The organism is Thermoanaerobacter uzonensis DSM 18761 (assembly GCF_900129115.1).
GTDB classification, from domain to species: Bacteria; Bacillota; Thermoanaerobacteria; order Thermoanaerobacterales; family Thermoanaerobacteraceae; genus Thermoanaerobacter; species Thermoanaerobacter uzonensis.
In genome coordinates this window covers 1-18193 of the sequence record NZ_FQUR01000028.1, presented here as the reverse complement: position 1 = coordinate 18193, position 18193 = coordinate 1, and the positions used below count along the sequence as shown (strand labels likewise).

The following is an 18193-nucleotide window of genomic DNA, read 5'->3' as shown; positions in this document are numbered from 1 at the left end:
GATAGTTTTTAGCCTACCTATAAGGAATTGAAACTTTATAACCGTAGGTTCTGTCCATGGATATAAATTGTTTTTAGCCTACATATGATGAATTGTACAAATAATTTACTAAAATTATTTTTAATTAAATTTTTATTGCGACAATTGGAGTACAAAGTAATTTAAACTTTGGATAATTTAAATAGGAAATTAATAAGATATGAAGGTGATTTAAGTGTATGATACTTATTCATCGCTGGAGGAGTTTATTGAGGATTTGAGTAAGGTGGGGGAAATAGGGTTTGAGTATGGAGGAGAAAAGTGATACTATGGAATTTGAGGTTACAGGAGCATTGATGCAAAGCTATACCATTTGTAAAAGGCAAGTTTGGCTTATGGCACATCAGATAGTGCCTGACCAAGAACATCCTTATATTGAAATAGGTAGGCTTATTGATGAAAATTCTTATCAAAGGGATAGAAAAAAGATTCATTTTGAAAATGTGGTATTAGACCTTGTGCGAATGGAGAAAGATAATATCTTAATTGGCGAGGTAAAGAAAAGTTCTAAAGCAGCTGAAAGTGCTAAAATGCAACTTTTATTTTATCTTTACAAGTTAAAGCAAAGCGGAATAACTGCAAAAGGGCAACTTTTTTTTCCAGAAGAAAGGAAGAGGGAAGTAGTAGAACTTACACCAGAATTTGAAATAGAAGTTATAAAGGCAATTGAAGAAATTAAAGGTATAGTGCATAAAGAAAAGCCACCTGCTTTTATAAAAATTCCATATTGTAAAAATTGCGGGTATAAGGAGTTTTGTCTGTCATGAAAAAAACGATTTATATTTTCTCAGATGGGGAATTAAAAAGAAAAGATAATACTCTATTTTTTGAAGGAGAAAATGGAAGAAAATTTATACCAGTAGAAAATACTTCTGAAATAATGGTTTTTGGAGAAGTAAGCCTTAACAAAAGACTTTTTGAGTTTTTAACACAATCAGAGATTATACTTCATTTTTTCAATCATTATGGATATTATGTAGGGTCTTATTATCCAAGAGAACATTTAAACTCAGGCTATATGATATTAAGACAAGCTGAGCACTATAATGATGGAAGTAAAAGGCTTTATCTTGCTCAAAAATTTGTCGAAGGAGCTTACAAGAATATAAAGCAAGTTTTGAAATATTATTCAAATAGAGGTAAAGATTTGGAAGATGTCATTTACTCCATAGAAAAATTAGGGGAGAGCGTTGATTTAACTTCTACAATAAATGAATTAATGGCAATAGAAGGTAATATTAGGGAATATTATTATAAGGCTTTTGATAAGATAATTCAAAACCCAGATTTTAAGTTTGACTTTAGAAGCAAAAGACCACCTCAAAATTTTTTGAATACATTGATAAGCTTTGGAAATTCTTTGATGTATACGACAACTTTAAGTGAAATATACAAAACCCACTTAGACCCGAGAATAGGTTTTTTGCATGCGACTAATTTTAGACGTTTTTCTTTAAATCTTGATGTTTCAGAGATTTTTAAGCCTATCATTGTAGATAGGACTATATTTACCTTGCTTAGCAAGAAAATGGTTACTAAAGAAGACTTTGAAGAAGATGCAGAAGGATTATTAATCAAAGAAAAAGGGAAAAAAGTATTTGTGCAGGAATTTGAAGATAAACTTGCTACAACTATTAAACACAGGAATCTTTCTAACAATGTTTCTTATAGAAGACTTATAAGGTTAGAGCTGTATAAATTAGAAAAACATTTAATTGAAGAAGAAAAGTATAAGCCTTTTATCGCACAATGGTAAATTTAGGTGATAAGATATGTTTTTAATTTTAGTATACGATGTGAATGAAAAAAGGGTCAATAAAGTCTTAAAAACTTGCAGAAAATACCTTCACTGGGTTCAAAATTCTGTTTTAGAAGGCGAAATATCAGAAGCCAATCTTAAAAAACTAAAAATAGAGCTTTCAAGAATAATAGACAAAGACGAAGATTCAGTTATTTTTTATATTTTACGGACTACCAAATATTCTGAAAGAGAAATCCTTGGGCTTAGAAAAGGTGGAGAAGACATAATTATATAAAATTTACATTTCAAAGCAAATGAAGACAAAAATTTAACAAAGCAGGAATTGACTATTTTATGTCGAATTTAATAATTATGAACATTATTTTAAAATACACTGCCTAAAAGGAGTGATAAGATGGAACTTACAAAGCCCATAAAAATAGGCAATTTAAATTTGAAAAATCGGGTAGTAATGGCGCCTGTTAAAACTGGTTATGCTACACTAGAGGGACAGGTTACAGAGGAGCTAATTCAATATTATGGCAATAGAGCAAAAGGGGGAGTAGGTTTAATTGTTTTAGAATCAGCATATGTAGACCTCTCAGGGAAAGAAATTCCGCGTCAATTAGGTATTTATGATGATTCAATGGTAGAGGGGCTTCGCCGCCTTATTACCCCCCTACAGGAGGCTGGTAGCAAAGTCGCAGTCTATATCAACCATGCGGGGCGAATAGCAAATCCAATGGTAACTAAATTACCCCTTATCGCACCTTCTCCAATAGCTTGTCCAACTATTGGAGTTGAACCACAAGGAATACCTCATGAGGACATAAAGAAATGGCAAAATGCTTACGTAAAAGCTGCTGTCAGAGCTTATGAAGCTGGTGCAGATGCATTGGAAATACAATTTGGACATGGTTATCTCATTCACCAGTTTTTGTCACCCCATACTAATAAAAGAGAGGACGGATATGGTGGCAGCTTTGAGAATAGAATTCGCTTTGGGATAGAAATATTAGATGAAATAAAGAAAGAGATAGGTGTTGATTTTCTAATTATTGTACGCATTAGTGCTGATGAATTTGTACCGGGAGGTTGGGCATTAGAGGATGCAATCCGTCTGGCTAAAATATTAGAAGATAAAGGTGTTGCTGCTATTGATGTTTCTTTAGGAAGTAGCTGTGAGTCTGGTGCTATTACATTGCAAACTTTAGGAACGCAAAAAGGATTGGCATGGGAATTTGCTTCAAAGATAAAAGAACAGGTCAATATTCCTGTTATCGCTGTTGGGCGAATCAATACGCCAGAATTGGCAGAAGAAATATTGGTATCAGGAAAAGCTGATTTAGTTGCTCTTGGACGTCCTTTGGTGGCTGATCCGCTATTTGTAGAAAAAGCTACCACAGGACGCAGCAAGGAAATACGCCGTTGTGCTGCTTGTCACCAAGGCTGTTTAGATGAATTAAGAGCAGGACGCCGCTTTGGCTGTAATTTCAACCCATCAGTTGGCAAGGAGGAGGAAATCGAAATACAAAAAGCATCTCAACCTGGAAAGAAAGTATTTATCATTGGTGCTGGACTTGCAGGCTTGGAATCAGCTTATACTGCTGCTGCAAGAGGACATAAAGTATACATTTATGAGGAAAAAGGAGAGATAGGAGGTCAAGTTTTGCCCGGTTCTGTTCCTCCTCACAAAGAAGAATTGAAAAGCATCGTGGAATACTATAAAGAGGTACTTCCCAAGGTTGGTGTCACTTTAAATCTTAATCATAAAGCCACAGCAGAAGAAATAGCAAAATGGGAGTCTGACGAAGTCGTCCTTGCGACAGGAGGGCAGCCAATTGTACCACCTATTCCCGGACTTAAAGAATACGGCTTTTTGACAGCTGTAGAAATATTAAGAGGAGAAAAACAAGCAGGCGATAAAGTTGCTATAATTGGTGGTGGCTTAATAGGCATGGAAACTGCTGATTATCTCTCAGAACAAGGCAAAAAGGTAATAGTTATTGAGCTTTTGGAGGAAGTTGCAAGAGACATGGGAGCTTTTGAGAAGATTCTCATTATGAAGCGCTTAAAAGAACGAGGTGTTGAAATTTATGTAAAAACTCGTTTAAAGGAAGTAGGAAAGGTCCTTTTGGTGGATACACCTGAAGGGGAAAAAGAGCTTCCACTTCCCGATACTATAGTTTTAGCCGTGGGTTTAAAACCAGATCCTTCGCTTTACGAAGAGGTTAGTAAAATTTTACCACAAGAAAAGCTTCATGTTATAGGAGATGCTAAAGAAGTGAGAAAGATTGTTCACGCTATTTCTGAGGGACGTAATTTAGGTCTTTCCCTATAAGAGGGGTTATTACCCTCTTATATTTTTAAATTATCAACTTATCCACAAATGTATGTGAATATGTTGATAATTTAATGTTGAAAGCCTTTCTATTAGAATTATGAGGAATTTTTAAGCTATGAAAAATTTGCACACAGATCGAATGTGAATAATTACTTTTCTTTTAAAAAGAAAATTTCTTCACTTGCCTTAGAAAAATTGTTATAATTATTGTGATAGCAAAAGAAAGGGGGATACCCGCAAATGCGGGTATATGAGCTATGAAGTTTTGTTCTTTGAGGTCAGGAAGTAGCGGAAATGCTATTTACATAAACCATAAAGATGTACATATACTTGTTGATGCAGGTTTAAGCGGTAGAACAATTGAAAAAGCATTATTTAACATAGGTATAAACCCTAAAAGTCTATCTGCCATTCTTATAACTCATGAGCATAAGGATCATATTATCGGAGCGGGGGTACTTTCAAGGAGATACAATATACCTATATATGCAAATAAAGCCACATGGGAGGTAATGGAGAAAGACATAAAAGAAATTTCCGAAAAAAACAAACTCTATTTTACCACAGGAGAAGAATTTGAAATTGGGGATGTAAAAATAATGCCCTTTAAAAAGTCTCATGATGCCGTGGAACCGGTAGGTTTTTCCTTTAAATGTGGCGATAAAAAAATTTCCATTGCTACTGATTTAGGTTATATGACAAAAGGTGTTGCAAATCATCTTATAGGTTCAGATGTAGTACTGTTAGAAGCAAACCATGATATAGAAATGCTTATGAATGGTTCATATCCTTGGCCTCTTAAAAAAAGAATTTTATCTAATTTAGGCCATCTTTCTAATGATGCAGCTGCAGATGCTCTACTGAAGCTGTTTAAAATGAAAGCTATAGGGATGGCCTTTTTAGGCCATTTAAGCCAGAATAACAACAGGCCAGAGCTTGCTTTTGCTACTGTTACAAATGCACTTAAAAAATCTGGAGTAAAATTTGAGGTGCACATGGCATTGAGAAATATTGAAAGTGATGTGGTGGAAATATAAAAAATGAAAAAATGCGGCAAAGTTTTGTACTTTGCCGCATTTTTGATTTTGTTGTTACCTTTCTGACGTTTTGGCCAGTATACTGTGGTGTCTTCCATAACCGAAATAAATGAAAAGCCCTATTATAAGCCATACAATGAGCCTCACCCATGTCTGCCAGGGGAGAGATACCATAAGTGAAAGTACAAAGGCTATTGCCAAAAGGGGTGTCCATGGTACACCTGGGGCTTTAAATTTTCTTGGTAAATCTGGTTGTTTATATCTCAATACTATTACACCGATAGAAGTGAGTATAAAAGCTAACATAGTTCCTATATTTACAAGTTCTGCGATTATGTTAATTGGTAAAAATCCTGCTACTAACATAGTTACAATTCCTATAAGATATATAGCCAGAGAAGGTGTTCTAAATCTTGGATGAACTTTTGAGAAAACAGGTGGTAAAAGCCCATCACGAGACATAGCAAAGATTATTCTTGTAGATCCGTAGAACATAACAAGTAAAACTGTTGTGATACCTACAATAGCACCTAATGAAACAAGTCCTCTTGCCCAGTTTAGACCTATCAAGTTTAGAGCTTTTGCAACAGGGGCTGGATCATTTAACTCTGTGTATGAAACAACACCTGTCAAAATTGCTGAAACAGCGATGTACAAAAGGGTGCTTATTCCAAGAGATCCCAAAATTCCAATAGGCATATCTTTGGCTGGATTTTTTGTTTCTTCAGCAGCTGTAGAAACAGCATCAAAACCTATATATGCGAAAAAGATAATTGCAGCGCCGTGGAATATTCCTTGCCATCCATAAGGCATAAAAGGATGCCAATTGACTGGTTTTATATGCCATGCAGCGACAAAGATAAAGAAAAGAACAACAAATACTTTAAAGGCAACGCCAATATTATTAACCGTAGCGGTTTCTCTTACCCCGATGTAGTTTAAGATTGCAATGACAAGAAGAATTCCCATTGCTGGAAGATTAACAAGTCCTCCCGCTGCTTGCCATGCAGAGTTGGCTGCCCAGGCAGGGATATTTATTCCTACACTTGCTAGGAGGTTGGTAAAATAACCAGACCAACCTAACGAAATTGCAGGAAGTGCAAAAACGTACTCGAGTATTAAGTCCCATCCTATTATCCAAGCTATAAATTCTCCCATTGCAATATAAGTATAGTTATAGGTAGAACCTGCAATTGGGAATATTGACGCTAATTCAGCGTATGAAATTGCTGCGAAAGCACAAGCCAATCCAGCTATAATAAAAGAAAGCACAATTGCAGGACCTGCTTTTTCGGCAGCGGCAACACCAGTGATAACAAATATACCCGTACCTATGATTGCGCCCAATCCCAATGCAATTAAATCAATGGCAGTTAAAGTTTTTTTCAATTTGTATTCAGCAGCTTCTGTTTCTGATAAGACCATATCTAAAGTTTTCTTTCTAAACAGACTTGAACTTGCCATTTAATAGCAACCCCCTTCTAAAAATTTGCTTATTTAGTTACAAAATTTTAATAAGTCAGAAGTTTATCCCCCCTTCTAAAAAATAAACTGACACCCTACCTTCATCATATTAGTTCAAAATAAATAATGATGAAGGTAAAAATGCAGAATGTTGATAAATTAATGGATTGAAATAGTTTTACAAATAATATATTCGACGTTTTTTAAAAAAATCCTTCTTTTACTTAAAAAAATTGTGTCATGTTGATTGTTAAAAATACACACTATTGAATAAATATACTAATGATTAATGGTAAAGTGAAATATATTGGACAAAATATATCTTAAAAATAATGCTTTTAATGAATATTTATGATTAAAATTATTTGCATGGGTTAGATAAATAGATAGACAATAGGTTAATTTTTTGTTTAGTAAACGTAAACTGCTATTGATTTTTATAATTTAATGTGATAAAATGTATTCCATATATGGAATGATGTTTATTCCAGAAGAACAATGGGAGGTGGAATTTGTGGGAGAAGACAGTAAACTTTATATAATAAGGGAGGAGATCCTTTCAGACTCTCTTAAAAAAACTTTAAAAGTGAAAGAATTATTAGAATCAGGTAGAGTGAAAACTATCAATGAAGCAGTAAAACAAGTAGGCATATCTCGCAGTGCTTTTTACAAGTATAGAGATTATGTCTTTCCCTTTTCTAAGTTTAGCAAGGGGAAAATCATAACTTTATCTATGGTATTAGACCATATGCCAGGAGTGCTTTCTTCTATTTTGGATGTGGTAGCAAATGCGAGGGGAAATGTTGTCACCATAAATCAAAGTATGCCTTCTATGGGAGTGGCCAGTGTAACTATTTCTATTGATACTCAGTACATGGAAATGAGTTTAGAAAATTTCCTTGAGAAATTATCCAGTCAAAACGGAGTTAGGAAAATAGAAATTTTGGGAGAATGAGAGGGATTGAGGATGAAGATAGGACTAATGGGCCTTGGCACAGTTGGAACAGGTGTAGTTCATTTAATCAACCAAAACGGTAAAAATATTGAAAAAAAGATAGGGGAAAAAATCGAGATAAAGAAAATACTTGTGAAAGACCCTAATAAAAAGAGGACACCCCTTGCAGAAGGGAAAATAACTTTTGATGCAAATGACATTTTAGAAGATGAAGAAATAGATGTAGTGGTAGAAGTGATGGGGAAAGAACATCCTGCTTTAGAATATATCATAAAAGCTCTCAAAAAAGGTAAGCATGTTGTCACTGCAAACAAAGAAGTCATAGCAGTTCACGGTAAAGAGCTAATAAAACTTGCGACAGAAAATAAAGTAAGTCTTCTCTATGAAGCATCAGTCGGTGGTGGTATTCCCATCATCAGGCCATTAAAACAATGTCTTGCAGCAAATAAAATATACGAAATCAAAGGAATATTAAACGGAACTACGAATTATATATTAACAGAAATGAAAGAAAAAGGTTTGGACTTTGAAGAAGTTTTAAAAGATGCTCAGCAAAAAGGTTATGCAGAGATAGACCCGACAGATGATGTGGAAGGTTTTGATGCGGCACGAAAACTTGCTATACTATGCACTTTAGCATTTGACAAATTCATTTTGCCTGAAAAAATTTACACAAAAGGTATAAAGTCTATTTCTAAATCTGACATAAAATATGCAGAAGAATTAGGGTACAATGTAAAACTTATAGCTTATGCAAAAATTGACGAAAAAGAGCGATTAGAAACATGGGTACATCCTGTCATGATAAAAAAAGACAATCCTTTAAGCGGCGTAAATGGAGTCTTTAACGCTATTTTAGTTGATGGAAATGCAGTAGGGGAAGTTATGTTTTATGGGCAAGGTGCGGGTATGATGCCTACTGCCAGTGCAGTTGTTGCGGACATAATGGATGTAAAAAACCATATTGTAATTCAAAATGGGTGCGAAGATGCAGACCTTCTTCCTATTGTGGATACTGTATCCAAATATTATATAAGGCTCATAGCCTTTGATAAACCTGGCGTAATGAGCAAAATTACTGGTATATTAGGAGACAAGGGAATAAGCCTTTTGTCAGTAGTGCAGAAAGGGGTTTTAGGGGATACTGCGGAGATTGTTTTGATCACTCATATTGCGAATACAGGGAAAGTATTTGAAGCCCTGGAAGAAATACAAAATCTGAGGGAAGTAGAAAATATAGAAAGTGTCATAAAAGTAGAGGGGGAATAGTCAATGGGGTGGGAAGGCCTAATAAAAGCTTATAGAGAGTTTATGCCTAAAATAAAAGAGGAAAATATAGTTACCTTAAAAGAAGGTAATACACCTCTTTATGAGGCTACCAATCTTCAAAAACTTTTTCCAGGCATAAAAATATATCTGAAATACGAAGGGTTAAATCCAACAGGCTCTTTTAAAGACAGGGGTATGACTGTAGCTGTGTCGCAGGCAAAAGAAGAAGGTTCTAATGCAGTTGTGTGCGCTTCAACGGGGAATACTTCCGCTTCTGCCGCTGCCTATGCAGCAAAGGCAGGGCTCAAGAGCATTGTACTTATACCTGGCGGCAAAATTGCTTTAGGAAAGCTTGCTCAAGCCATTGCTTATGGTGCTAAGGTTATTGCCATAGATGGAAACTTTGATGATGCTTTGAGGTTAGTTAGAGAGATTTCAAAAAAATTTCCCATAACGCTGGTGAATTCTATAAATCCTTATAGGTTAGAAGGACAAAAGACAGCTTCTTTTGAGATATGTGACGAACTTAAAGATGCTCCTTCCTATGTTGCGCTTCCTGTGGGAAATGCAGGGAATATAACAGCTTATTGGATGGGTTTTAAAGAATATTATAATGCGGGGAAAATAAAGAAACTTCCTAAAATGTTAGGTTTTCAAGCAGCTGGGGCTGCACCTATCGTTGAAAACAGAATAATTGAAAATCCTGAGACTATTGCAACAGCAATACGAATAGGTAATCCTGCCAGTTGGGATAAGGCTGTCGCTGCGAGGGATGAGTCGGGTGGACTCATTGACAAAGTTACAGATGAAGAAATACTGGAGGCTTATGCGCTTTTAGCCAAGAAGGAAGGTATTTTTGCAGAGCCTGCTTCAGCAGCTTCTATTGCAGGAGTTATTAAGAAATACAAGGAAGGATTTTTTAAAGAAGGAGAATCTGTTGTTTGTGTTTTAACGGGAAATGGATTAAAGGATCCAGATACTGCTGTTAAATTAGGTAGAGAGATAAAAACGATAGAGACGAATCTAAAAGCATTGGAGGAAGTTTTATATGGAGAGTGACATGGTAAAAGTGAGAATTCCCGCTTCTTCAGCAAATTTGGGACCAGGCTTTGACTGCATAGGAGTGGCACTAAATTTGTATACGGAAATTTCCATGGGATTTATAGAAGAAGGGCTCTTGATAGAGGTTTCAGGAGAGGACTATAAAGAAATAGAAACGACTGAAGATAATCTTGTCTACAAAGCGGCTAAAAAAGTTTTTGAAAAAACTGAGACGCAATATGAGGGATTAAAAATAGAGATAAAAAATGGTATTCCGATAGGGAGTGGTCTTGGAAGTAGTGCGGCAGCAATAATTGGCGGAATGCTAGCAGCAAATGAACTTGCAGGGGGTATTTTAACCCATGAGGAAATTTTAGACCTTGCGGCTTCTATGGAAGGACACGCTGATAATGTAGGTCCTGCTCTAAATGGGGGATTAAATATAACTGTTTTTGACGGGGTAAGTACTTATTATGTAAAAAAAGAATTAGAAAATGATTTAAAATTTATCACTTTTACTCCAAAAAAAGTTTTAAAGACGGAAATAGCAAGGAGCATATTGCCCAAAAAAGTAGATTTTAAAGATGCTGTATTCAACACAGGTAGGTCTTCTCTTTTGACAGCTGCTTTGTTTAGTGGAAGGTACGATTTGTTAAAGATTGCCTCTCAAGATATGCTCCATCAAAAATATCGCTCTAAACTTATACCTGAAATGTATGCCTGCTTTGAAAAAGCTTTAGAAGCAGGTGCTTATTCTGTTTTTTTAAGTGGAGCAGGCCCCACAATTATGGCTATTTGTTCGGAAGATAAAGTAGATAAAGTAATAGAAAGAGTGGGGAGTGTGTATACTGGCATGGAGATAGATTATAGAGTGTACAAACTCCATTGTGAAAATAACGGTGCTCAAGTTTCAAAGGTTTCTCTATCAGTATAGGGAAACCTTTGAAATTTTATTATGTGGTAAATTTTATGATTAACCAGTGTGATATAATTAAACTGTAGTAGTGAAGAGATTATAAACTCAAGATATTAGAAATGGAGGTATATATTGTGAAAAGATTTTTGGCTCTAATTTTGACATTTTTAATCGCTGCAAGTCTTGCTTTTACTGTTCCAGTACATGTTTTTGCTGAATCTTCAACGCAAACCACGACAGATCAACAACTATATGATAACCTTGCAGACATTGGTTCTATAATGAAGTATATAACAGATAATTATATTGGAGATGTGACGTACGATCAACTCAAAGAAGCGGCTTTAAAAGGAATTTTTTCAAGCCTTGATGAATATAGTACATATTTTACAAAAGAAGAGTTTAAAGATTTTACTAAAAATACTTCTGGAACTTTCAGTGGGACAGGAATGGTCTTGACTGAAAAGGACGGGAAAATTATTGTAACTTCTGTTTTAGAAGGTTCACCTGCTGAAAAAGCTGGAATCAAAAGTGGTTATATTATAAAAGCGGTAAACGACAAAAGCGTTGAGGGAATGAATATAAATGACGTAGTAAACATGATAATTGGGGATGAAGGTACAAAAGTAAAGGTCACTTTTGACGTAGGAGGGTCAATGAGAGAATTTGAACTTACCAGACAAATAATTCGTGTCAATCCAGTTTCTTATAAAATAATCGATGGAATTGGATACATAAAAATACAAGAATTCAATGAAAATACCATATCTAATATAGCAAATGCCCTCACGTATATGGATAATAACGGCATAAATAAAATCGTCCTTGATTTAAGAGATAATCCCGGTGGACTCCTTACACAGGCGGTAAGCGTTGCAAACTTTTTTGTTCCAAAAGGAGCTGTATTGACTGTAGAGACAAAAAATGGAGAAAACGAAATGTATTATTCTTATCTCAATAATCCTAAGTATAAATTAGCAGTTTTAATTAACGGCAACACTGCTTCTGCAGCTGAAATATTAGCAGGGGCTATACAGGATACTAAAGCGGGTATATTAGTGGGAGAAAAATCTTTTGGAAAAGGGACTGTCCAATCAGTAGTGCCATTGCCAGATGGAAGTGGTTTTAAGCTTACAATTGCAAGGTATAAACTCCCTTCAGGCAGATATATTGACAAACAAGGCTTGAAACCAGATATATATGTGGTAAATACTCAATATACTCCTTCATTTAAATTTAATGGCACATTGAAAGTAGGTTCCAGAGGAAATGATGTGAAAATTTTACAGAAGAATTTAAATATATTGAAGTTTAATGCGGGTCCGGAAGATGGTATTTTTGGACCTAAAACGGCGAACGCTGTAAAACAACTGCAAGAGAAAGCGGGATTAACTCCGACAGGGGTTTTCGATAAAAACACTTATGATGCATTAGTTAAACTGCTTGAAGAATTAAACAATAAGGATATTCAATTAGATAAGGCAATAGAAGTATTAAAGAAAATATAAAATTTAAAAATACTTAAATTTTATAAAAGCGTTTTCTAGCCACATGCAAAGCATGTGGCTTTTTAACTTTATAAAATGAATAATTTCTTGCAAAAAGTAGGTTTTATAAATAAAAAATTTTATGTTTCCAAAGAAGGAAAAATATAATTTATGTAGAATAATATTGAATATGAAATTTATATAACATTAAATATTAATCAGACAAATAACCAAGCAAAAGATTAGTATATTATATTTTAAATAAAATGTATCAAATTCTACAATAATTACAAATTTTATTTATAATTATTAAACTTATGCAATCTAAGGGCTTATTACCTTAGATTATAGATATTTCATAAAGGGGGGTGAAGGAGAGAAAATTGCATTTTTTTGTCGGAACATAAGGAAGATGAAAAACAAGGGGGTTAAGATTTTATGGGCAAAAGGTTTTTAGTTTTTCTGATTGCATTTACATTGGTATTTAGCGCTTTTAGCTCTTTTGGTTATTCTCAGCAAATGCCATCGTCAGATAACCCAAAACTTACTTTAGATTCGCTAAAAATCGATTATAATCTTGTAAAAGAGATTGCTAAAGATAATTTTAAAGAAACTGCTAAACCCTATCAAAGCAAGTCAAAAATTGTAGAGCAATTTGGAGAAGAAATACAAAATTTACGAGATGGTTCCAAGCAAGAGATTGAAAAATATAATCCTGATGAAACTGTACGAGTTATTGTGGAATTAGAAAAGGATAGTCTTGCTTCATTTGCATTAAAGTCTAACAAGACTCTCAAAACTTTGACGCAAAATGAAAAAACGACTGTTTTAAACAAAATTACTCAAGGACAAACTCAATTAAAAAGCATATTGAGCAAAAATTTCAATTTTAAACCAAGACATACATATAAAACCGTTTTGAATGGCATAAGTGGCGAGGTAAAAGTTAAAGACATAGAAAAAATTAAAACATTGCCTGGAGTAAAAGATGTAAGAATTGCAAATGAATATTTCCTTGACATGACAACAGCAATCTATTCAACAAATGCACCAACCGTGTGGAATGACTTGGGATATAAAGGTGAAGGAATGGTTGTTGCAATAGTAGATACAGGAATAGATTATAGGCACCAAGATATGAAAATAACAGATAGTTCCAAAGCAAAATTGACTCAAGCAAAAGTACAAGAAATAGCAAATACAACAGGTCTTCCTTATAAATATTTTACAGATAAAGTACCTGTTGGTTGGAACTGGGCAGACAACAATGATCAAATTATAGATATTGGGGCCACACAGTCAATGCACGGGCAACACGTTGCAGGTATAGTTGCAGCAAATGGTAATATTAAAGGGGTTGCACCTGAGGCACAGCTTATAGCTGAAAAGGTATTTTCAAACAATCCTAATTTTGCATCTGCTTTTTCAGACGATATAGTAGCAGGTATTGACCACGCAGTTGCTTTTGGAGCAGATGTTATAAACATGAGCTTAGGCTCAACAGCAGGTTTCGTTCGCCCTGATGACCCTGAGCATCTGGCGATAAAAAACGCTGTTGACAATGGCGTAATAGTTGTTGTTTCGGCTGGTAACTCCAGTTATTCGACGAGTGCAGAATTTTATCCATATTCAATGGATCCAGATATAGGAACTGTTGGCTCGCCTGGATTGTGGCTTGATGCTGTTCAAGTGGCTGCTTCTATAAATCCTGGACTTACAGGAAAAAGCTTTTCTGTAAATCCTGCTCCACAAGGTTTTGACAGAGTAGTATATTCTGTAGGAAGTCCTACAGACCATGACCCTATTGACCCTGCAGATATCTTGAAAGGAGAGTATGAGGTAGTATATTGTGGATTAGGTAGACCCGAGGATTTTCAAGGTAAAGATGTAGTAGGTAAAGTTGCCCTTATTTCAAGAGGTTCTATTACATTTAACGCAAAGACGATAAATGCACAAAATGCTGGTGCTGTAGCTGCAGTAATTTTCAATAATACTACAGGAACAATTTCAATGACATTAGGAGAAGGTACGAAAATTCCTTCTGTGTCTATTTTAAGAGATGCAGGACTTGCAATTAAAGCTTTGTTAGATCAAGGGCAAAAAGTCACAGTAAAATTTGATGGTGCTATAGGAACAAATAATTTAGGAGTTCCTCCGGGAGACAATGTAACGGACTTTTCATCCTGGGGGGTTACACCAAGCTTTGACTTTAAACCGGAAATAATGGCACCTGGCGGCGGCATATATTCAACACTTAATAAAGATTCTTACGGTTTGATGAGCGGTACATCTATGTCATCACCTCATGTAGCAGGTGCAATGGCGTTAATTGCTGAAGCTCTTAAAGATAAAGTATCTAAAGGTGAATTGACATTCAAAGATGGCAGAGACTTTGTTGAAATGGCTAAAATAATGGCTATGAATACAGCCAAAGTTATAATTGATACAAATAACAATGCTGCTCCTTATGGGGGGCAAAGGAATCCACATCCTTATTCACCGAGACAACAAGGGGCAGGTATGATTCAAATAGATAAGGCTATCAAGACACCTGTGACAATTACAGATGCAAATGGAAAAGCAGGTATTGCACTTGGCAGTATTGGAAATAGTGCGACTTTTACCTTGACTCTTAAAAATCATAGTAACAGCGATGTTACGTATACCTTAAGGGACGAGTATGGAGTTTTGACAGATTATGTTCTTTGGGGATTTAACTTTGCTGAAACAACAACCCTTACAGGGGGGACAGTTGAATTTGATAAAGATACTGTGACAGTGCCTGCAAACGGACAACAGGCTGTAAATGTCACACTGATAATTCCTCAAAATGTTCCACAAAATATTTTTGCGGAAGGATTTTTAAGCTTTATTCCAGAAGATAGCAATCTTCCAAAACTAAGCGTACCTTATACAGCTTTTTATGGAAGTTGGGATGAACCGAGAATTATAGATTCACCTCTTTGGGAAGATGACACTTATTATGGACTTACAGGTCTTGCAGGAGATATAGACAATGAATTATATTTCTTAGGGAACCTTGGGAGCAAGACGCCTGATCCATCTACAATTGCCATATCGCCAAATGGTGATGGTGTATTTGACTATGTGCAGCCAGTGCTTTCATTTATGAGAAATGCAAGAGAGTTTAAAGTAAGTGTTGTAGATGAGAAAGGAAATGTAATAAGAAAAATATCCCAAGAGGAATATTTAAGAAAGAACGTAGCAGAGACATCCAAAGCTCAGATTTCTGATTCTTGGATATGGGACGGCAAAGCATTTAACTCTGCGACAGGACAATTTGAAGCAGTTCCTGATGGACAATATTATATGCGCTTTGAATCTAAGATAGATTATCCGAATGCAAGGACACAAGTTCTTCAAATGCCTGTTAAAGTCGATACAATATTGCCTGAAGTTATGATAAATGATGGCTATGTCGATCAATATGGATATTTAAACGAAAATTACATTTCAAACGGAAAAGCAACAGTGGCGTGGGCAGGTAGTGATAAAGGTTCGGGTATAGAGTCCTATATAATTTTTACAGGGAAGATTGACCCTGTGACAGGCAATGTCACAAATATTGAAACAAAATCACTGCCAAGTGATGCTGTTTCAACAGAAGTAGACCTTCCAAACCGCTATACATTTATAGCTGTACTTGGTGTAGACTATGCAGGAAATATTTCTAATATAACACTAAAAAATAGCTGTATTGCATTTAACCAAGAAATAAAAGACAACTTTGGACCTGTAATTACTGTAAAAGAACCTCAAGTAGCACAAATATTTAATACAAGAGATATTGTTGTTTCAGGAACCATAGAAGATGAGACGACATTTATGGGTGAACTCTATATTAATGATGAAAAAGTAACGGTCAATCCAGACAATACTTTCACAACAACAGTACATTTTGGTAGTGATGGAAAGAAAGAGATAAAATTCCTTGCATTTGATAAATTGTATAATGCAGACGACCCTTCAACATATGAACACAAGACAGAATTTGCGATACCCATTTATATAGACGTTACAAAACCTGAAATTACTTTAAATGTAGATAATTTCAAAGGCTTTATTTCACCTGAGGGAGTAAGCCTTACAGTAGCAGGCAGTGTGTATGATACAGGATTTGGATACAAATTGTTTATCAATGGCAACAATATACTTAACAAAGAAGCTGAAGACTATACAACATTTAATGATACCTTTACTGCTAGAGTACCGCTTAACGTGGGGAATAATGTCATTTCGATAAGTGCAGTAGATGTGGCGACAAATAAAGCCGAAGCTACAGTAGCTGCAAATGTATATACTTCAGATACACAAAATTACGTTACAATAACCTACAATGGAACACCAAAGACAATACAGCTTGAAAAAGTCATGCTTGACTCACTTAAAGCTAATCCAAATCCACTTTATATACCGGTTGGGGGAACAGGCAAAATAACCGTTAATGCAATATACACAGACGGTACAACAAAAAATATAACAGATAAAGCAGTATTTGAATCTGTATATGGGGACATTGCAAAAGTAGAGGGTAATGGAATTGTAGTTGGAGTGAATCCGGGTGAGACTACAATAACTGCCACATATGATAATAAGTCTGTTGATATAAAAGTTGTAGTTTCAGACGCTGTACCATTGGGTATAAGTGTTGACCCACCATCTATAACAGTTCCAGCAGGCAAAATGGTGCCAATTGCAGTTTATAATTATTTTTCAGATGGCAGTCAAGTAGATGTTACAAATTATACTAAATTTATAATTGCAAATCCGCTTATTGCTGACTACACTATGGGAGCCGTAAAAGGCCTTTCTAAAGGAAGCACTGTGCTTACTGCTGTGTATAACAATAGTGCGTTAAATGTACCAATTACAGTAACAGACCCAATACTTGAAAATATAACAGCACAACCACCTTCCATTGAAATAAAAGTGGGAGAAACAGCACAACTAAAAGTTGCGGCATCCTATTCTGATGGTACAACAAAAGATGTGACGGCAAGTGCTCAGTATAATTTTGATTCGAATATTGTTACAGTGGATAAAGGAATTGTAAAAGGAGTCAAAGATGGAACTACAACAATTGAGATAAGCTATAGTGATAAAACTGGTAATAAAACTACCAAAGTTAATATCACAGTAAAAGAAGTACCTTCTTCTGGTGGAGGTGGTGGTGGTATAACACCTATTGTTCCACCAGTGGCCCCACCTGCAGGCACTGAAGAGACAACGAAACCATCTCAGGAAGTATCACAAGGCAAAATAGTTGTAGAAAATAACACAACAACACTTACAATAGACGAAAACAAAATAGCAAAAGACATAAAAGACACATCAAAGAAAGAAATACAATTTGACTTAACAAATATAGGAACTACACCTCAAAAAGCATTAGAAATACCTGTAACTGTACTTAACTTAATAGCAGAGAACAACAAAAACGTGGTAGTAAAATCAGACGAAGTAGCCCTTCAATTTGATGCAAAAACTTTAGCAGTATCACAAGAAGCAATTGACCTAATAAGCAAAGCAGGAACAATAAAACTTAACATACACAACAAAGGCAAAATAACCGCATCATCTTTCGAGCCAATAACAAGTGCCTATGACATAACAATAAAAGCAGGAGACAAAGACATAAAAATAGGGTCACCAGTAAAAATGACATTTAACATAAAAGGTGGAAAAGACATAAGAAAAATAGGAGTATACTACTTAAACGAGACGACAAATCAATGGGAATACGTAGGAGGAAAAGTTGACAAAGGAACAAACACAATAACCTTTGAAGCCAAACACTTCTCAACATATGGAGTCTTTGAATACAACAAAGAATTCAAAGACGTAACAAAAGACAATTGGGCATATGACGTAGTAAATGT

Annotated in this window: 12 protein-coding genes; 11 read left to right on the top strand and 1 reads right to left on the bottom strand. The window is 35.2% G+C overall.

Annotation, left to right across the window (positions count from 1 at the left end; translation table 11 throughout):
* Positions 1-308: 308 nt before the first annotated feature.
* The 5 genes from cas4 (at position 309) to BUB32_RS12170 (ending at position 5161) form a co-directional block, all read left to right on the top strand.
* The gene (gene cas4 / locus BUB32_RS12190) at positions 309-806 is read left to right on the top strand and encodes a CRISPR-associated protein Cas4 (RefSeq protein ID WP_072969602.1); all 498 of its coding nucleotides are present in this window, start codon (positions 309-311) and stop codon (positions 804-806) included.
* Positions 803-1795, top strand: a complete 993-nt coding sequence (gene cas1b, locus BUB32_RS12185; RefSeq protein ID WP_072969601.1) for a type I-B CRISPR-associated endonuclease Cas1b — start codon at positions 803-805, stop codon at positions 1793-1795. The genes cas4 and cas1b overlap by 4 nt, the downstream gene beginning before the upstream one ends.
* A 16-nt stretch (positions 1796-1811) precedes the next feature.
* The gene (gene cas2, locus BUB32_RS12180; protein WP_003871087.1) at positions 1812-2075 is read left to right on the top strand and encodes a CRISPR-associated endonuclease Cas2; all 264 of its coding nucleotides are present in this window, start codon (positions 1812-1814) and stop codon (positions 2073-2075) included.
* A 120-nt stretch (positions 2076-2195) separates the two neighbouring features.
* The gene (locus BUB32_RS12175; RefSeq protein WP_072969600.1) at positions 2196-4121 is read left to right on the top strand and encodes an NAD(P)/FAD-dependent oxidoreductase; all 1926 of its coding nucleotides are present in this window, start codon (positions 2196-2198) and stop codon (positions 4119-4121) included.
* Positions 4122-4381: 260 nt separating this feature from the next.
* On the top strand, positions 4382-5161 hold the full coding sequence (locus tag BUB32_RS12170) for an MBL fold metallo-hydrolase (RefSeq protein ID WP_072969599.1): 780 nt from the start codon (positions 4382-4384) through the stop codon (positions 5159-5161).
* 54 nt (positions 5162-5215) lie between these two features.
* Here BUB32_RS12170 and BUB32_RS12165 read toward each other — a convergent pair whose 3' ends face one another.
* Entirely contained in the window at positions 5216-6625 is a 1410-nt protein-coding gene (locus tag BUB32_RS12165) for an amino acid permease (protein ID WP_072969598.1), read from the bottom strand.
* A gap of 514 nt (positions 6626-7139) precedes the next feature.
* On the opposite strand from BUB32_RS12165, the gene BUB32_RS12160 reads away from it, so the two are divergent.
* From BUB32_RS12160 to BUB32_RS12135, 6 genes are all read left to right on the top strand, one after another.
* A complete protein-coding gene (locus BUB32_RS12160; RefSeq protein ID WP_072969597.1) occupies positions 7140-7580 on the top strand; it encodes an ACT domain-containing protein in 441 nt (146 codons plus the stop codon).
* A 12-nt stretch (positions 7581-7592) separates the two neighbouring features.
* Positions 7593-8849, top strand: coding sequence for a homoserine dehydrogenase (locus tag BUB32_RS12155; RefSeq protein ID WP_072969596.1), 1257 nt, complete (start codon positions 7593-7595; stop codon positions 8847-8849).
* A 3-nt stretch (positions 8850-8852) separates the two neighbouring features.
* Positions 8853-9908: a threonine synthase gene (thrC, locus tag BUB32_RS12150; protein WP_072969595.1), complete on the top strand. Its 1056-nt coding sequence runs from the start codon at positions 8853-8855 to the stop codon at positions 9906-9908.
* Complete coding sequence (gene thrB / locus BUB32_RS12145) at positions 9898-10824, top strand: homoserine kinase (protein ID WP_072969594.1); 927 nt, start codon at positions 9898-9900, stop codon at positions 10822-10824. The genes thrC and thrB overlap by 11 nt, the downstream gene beginning before the upstream one ends.
* Before the next feature lie 116 nt (positions 10825-10940).
* Positions 10941-12314: a S41 family peptidase gene (locus BUB32_RS12140; protein ID WP_072969593.1), complete on the top strand. Its 1374-nt coding sequence runs from the start codon at positions 10941-10943 to the stop codon at positions 12312-12314.
* 417 nt (positions 12315-12731) lie between these two features.
* A partial coding sequence (locus tag BUB32_RS12135; RefSeq protein ID WP_200773892.1) for a S8 family serine peptidase occupies positions 12732-18193 on the top strand: 5462 nt, incomplete at its 3' end.

Coding starts and splice junctions, on each gene's coding strand:
- thrB (WP_072969594.1), top strand. CDS start 9,898: ATGGAGAGTGACATGGTAAAAGTGAGAATTCCCGCTTCTTCAGCAAAT.
- thrC (WP_072969595.1), top strand. CDS start 8,853: ATGGGGTGGGAAGGCCTAATAAAAGCTTATAGAGAGTTTATGCCTAAA.
- cas2 (WP_003871087.1), top strand. CDS start 1,812: ATGTTTTTAATTTTAGTATACGATGTGAATGAAAAAAGGGTCAATAAA.
- BUB32_RS12175 (WP_072969600.1), top strand. CDS start 2,196: ATGGAACTTACAAAGCCCATAAAAATAGGCAATTTAAATTTGAAAAAT.
- BUB32_RS12165 (WP_072969598.1), bottom strand. CDS start 6,625: ATGGCAAGTTCAAGTCTGTTTAGAAAGAAAACTTTAGATATGGTCTTA.
- cas1b (WP_072969601.1), top strand. CDS start 803: ATGAAAAAAACGATTTATATTTTCTCAGATGGGGAATTAAAAAGAAAA.
- BUB32_RS12155 (WP_072969596.1), top strand. CDS start 7,593: ATGAAGATAGGACTAATGGGCCTTGGCACAGTTGGAACAGGTGTAGTT.
- cas4 (WP_072969602.1), top strand. CDS start 309: ATGGAATTTGAGGTTACAGGAGCATTGATGCAAAGCTATACCATTTGT.
- BUB32_RS12170 (WP_072969599.1), top strand. CDS start 4,382: ATGAAGTTTTGTTCTTTGAGGTCAGGAAGTAGCGGAAATGCTATTTAC.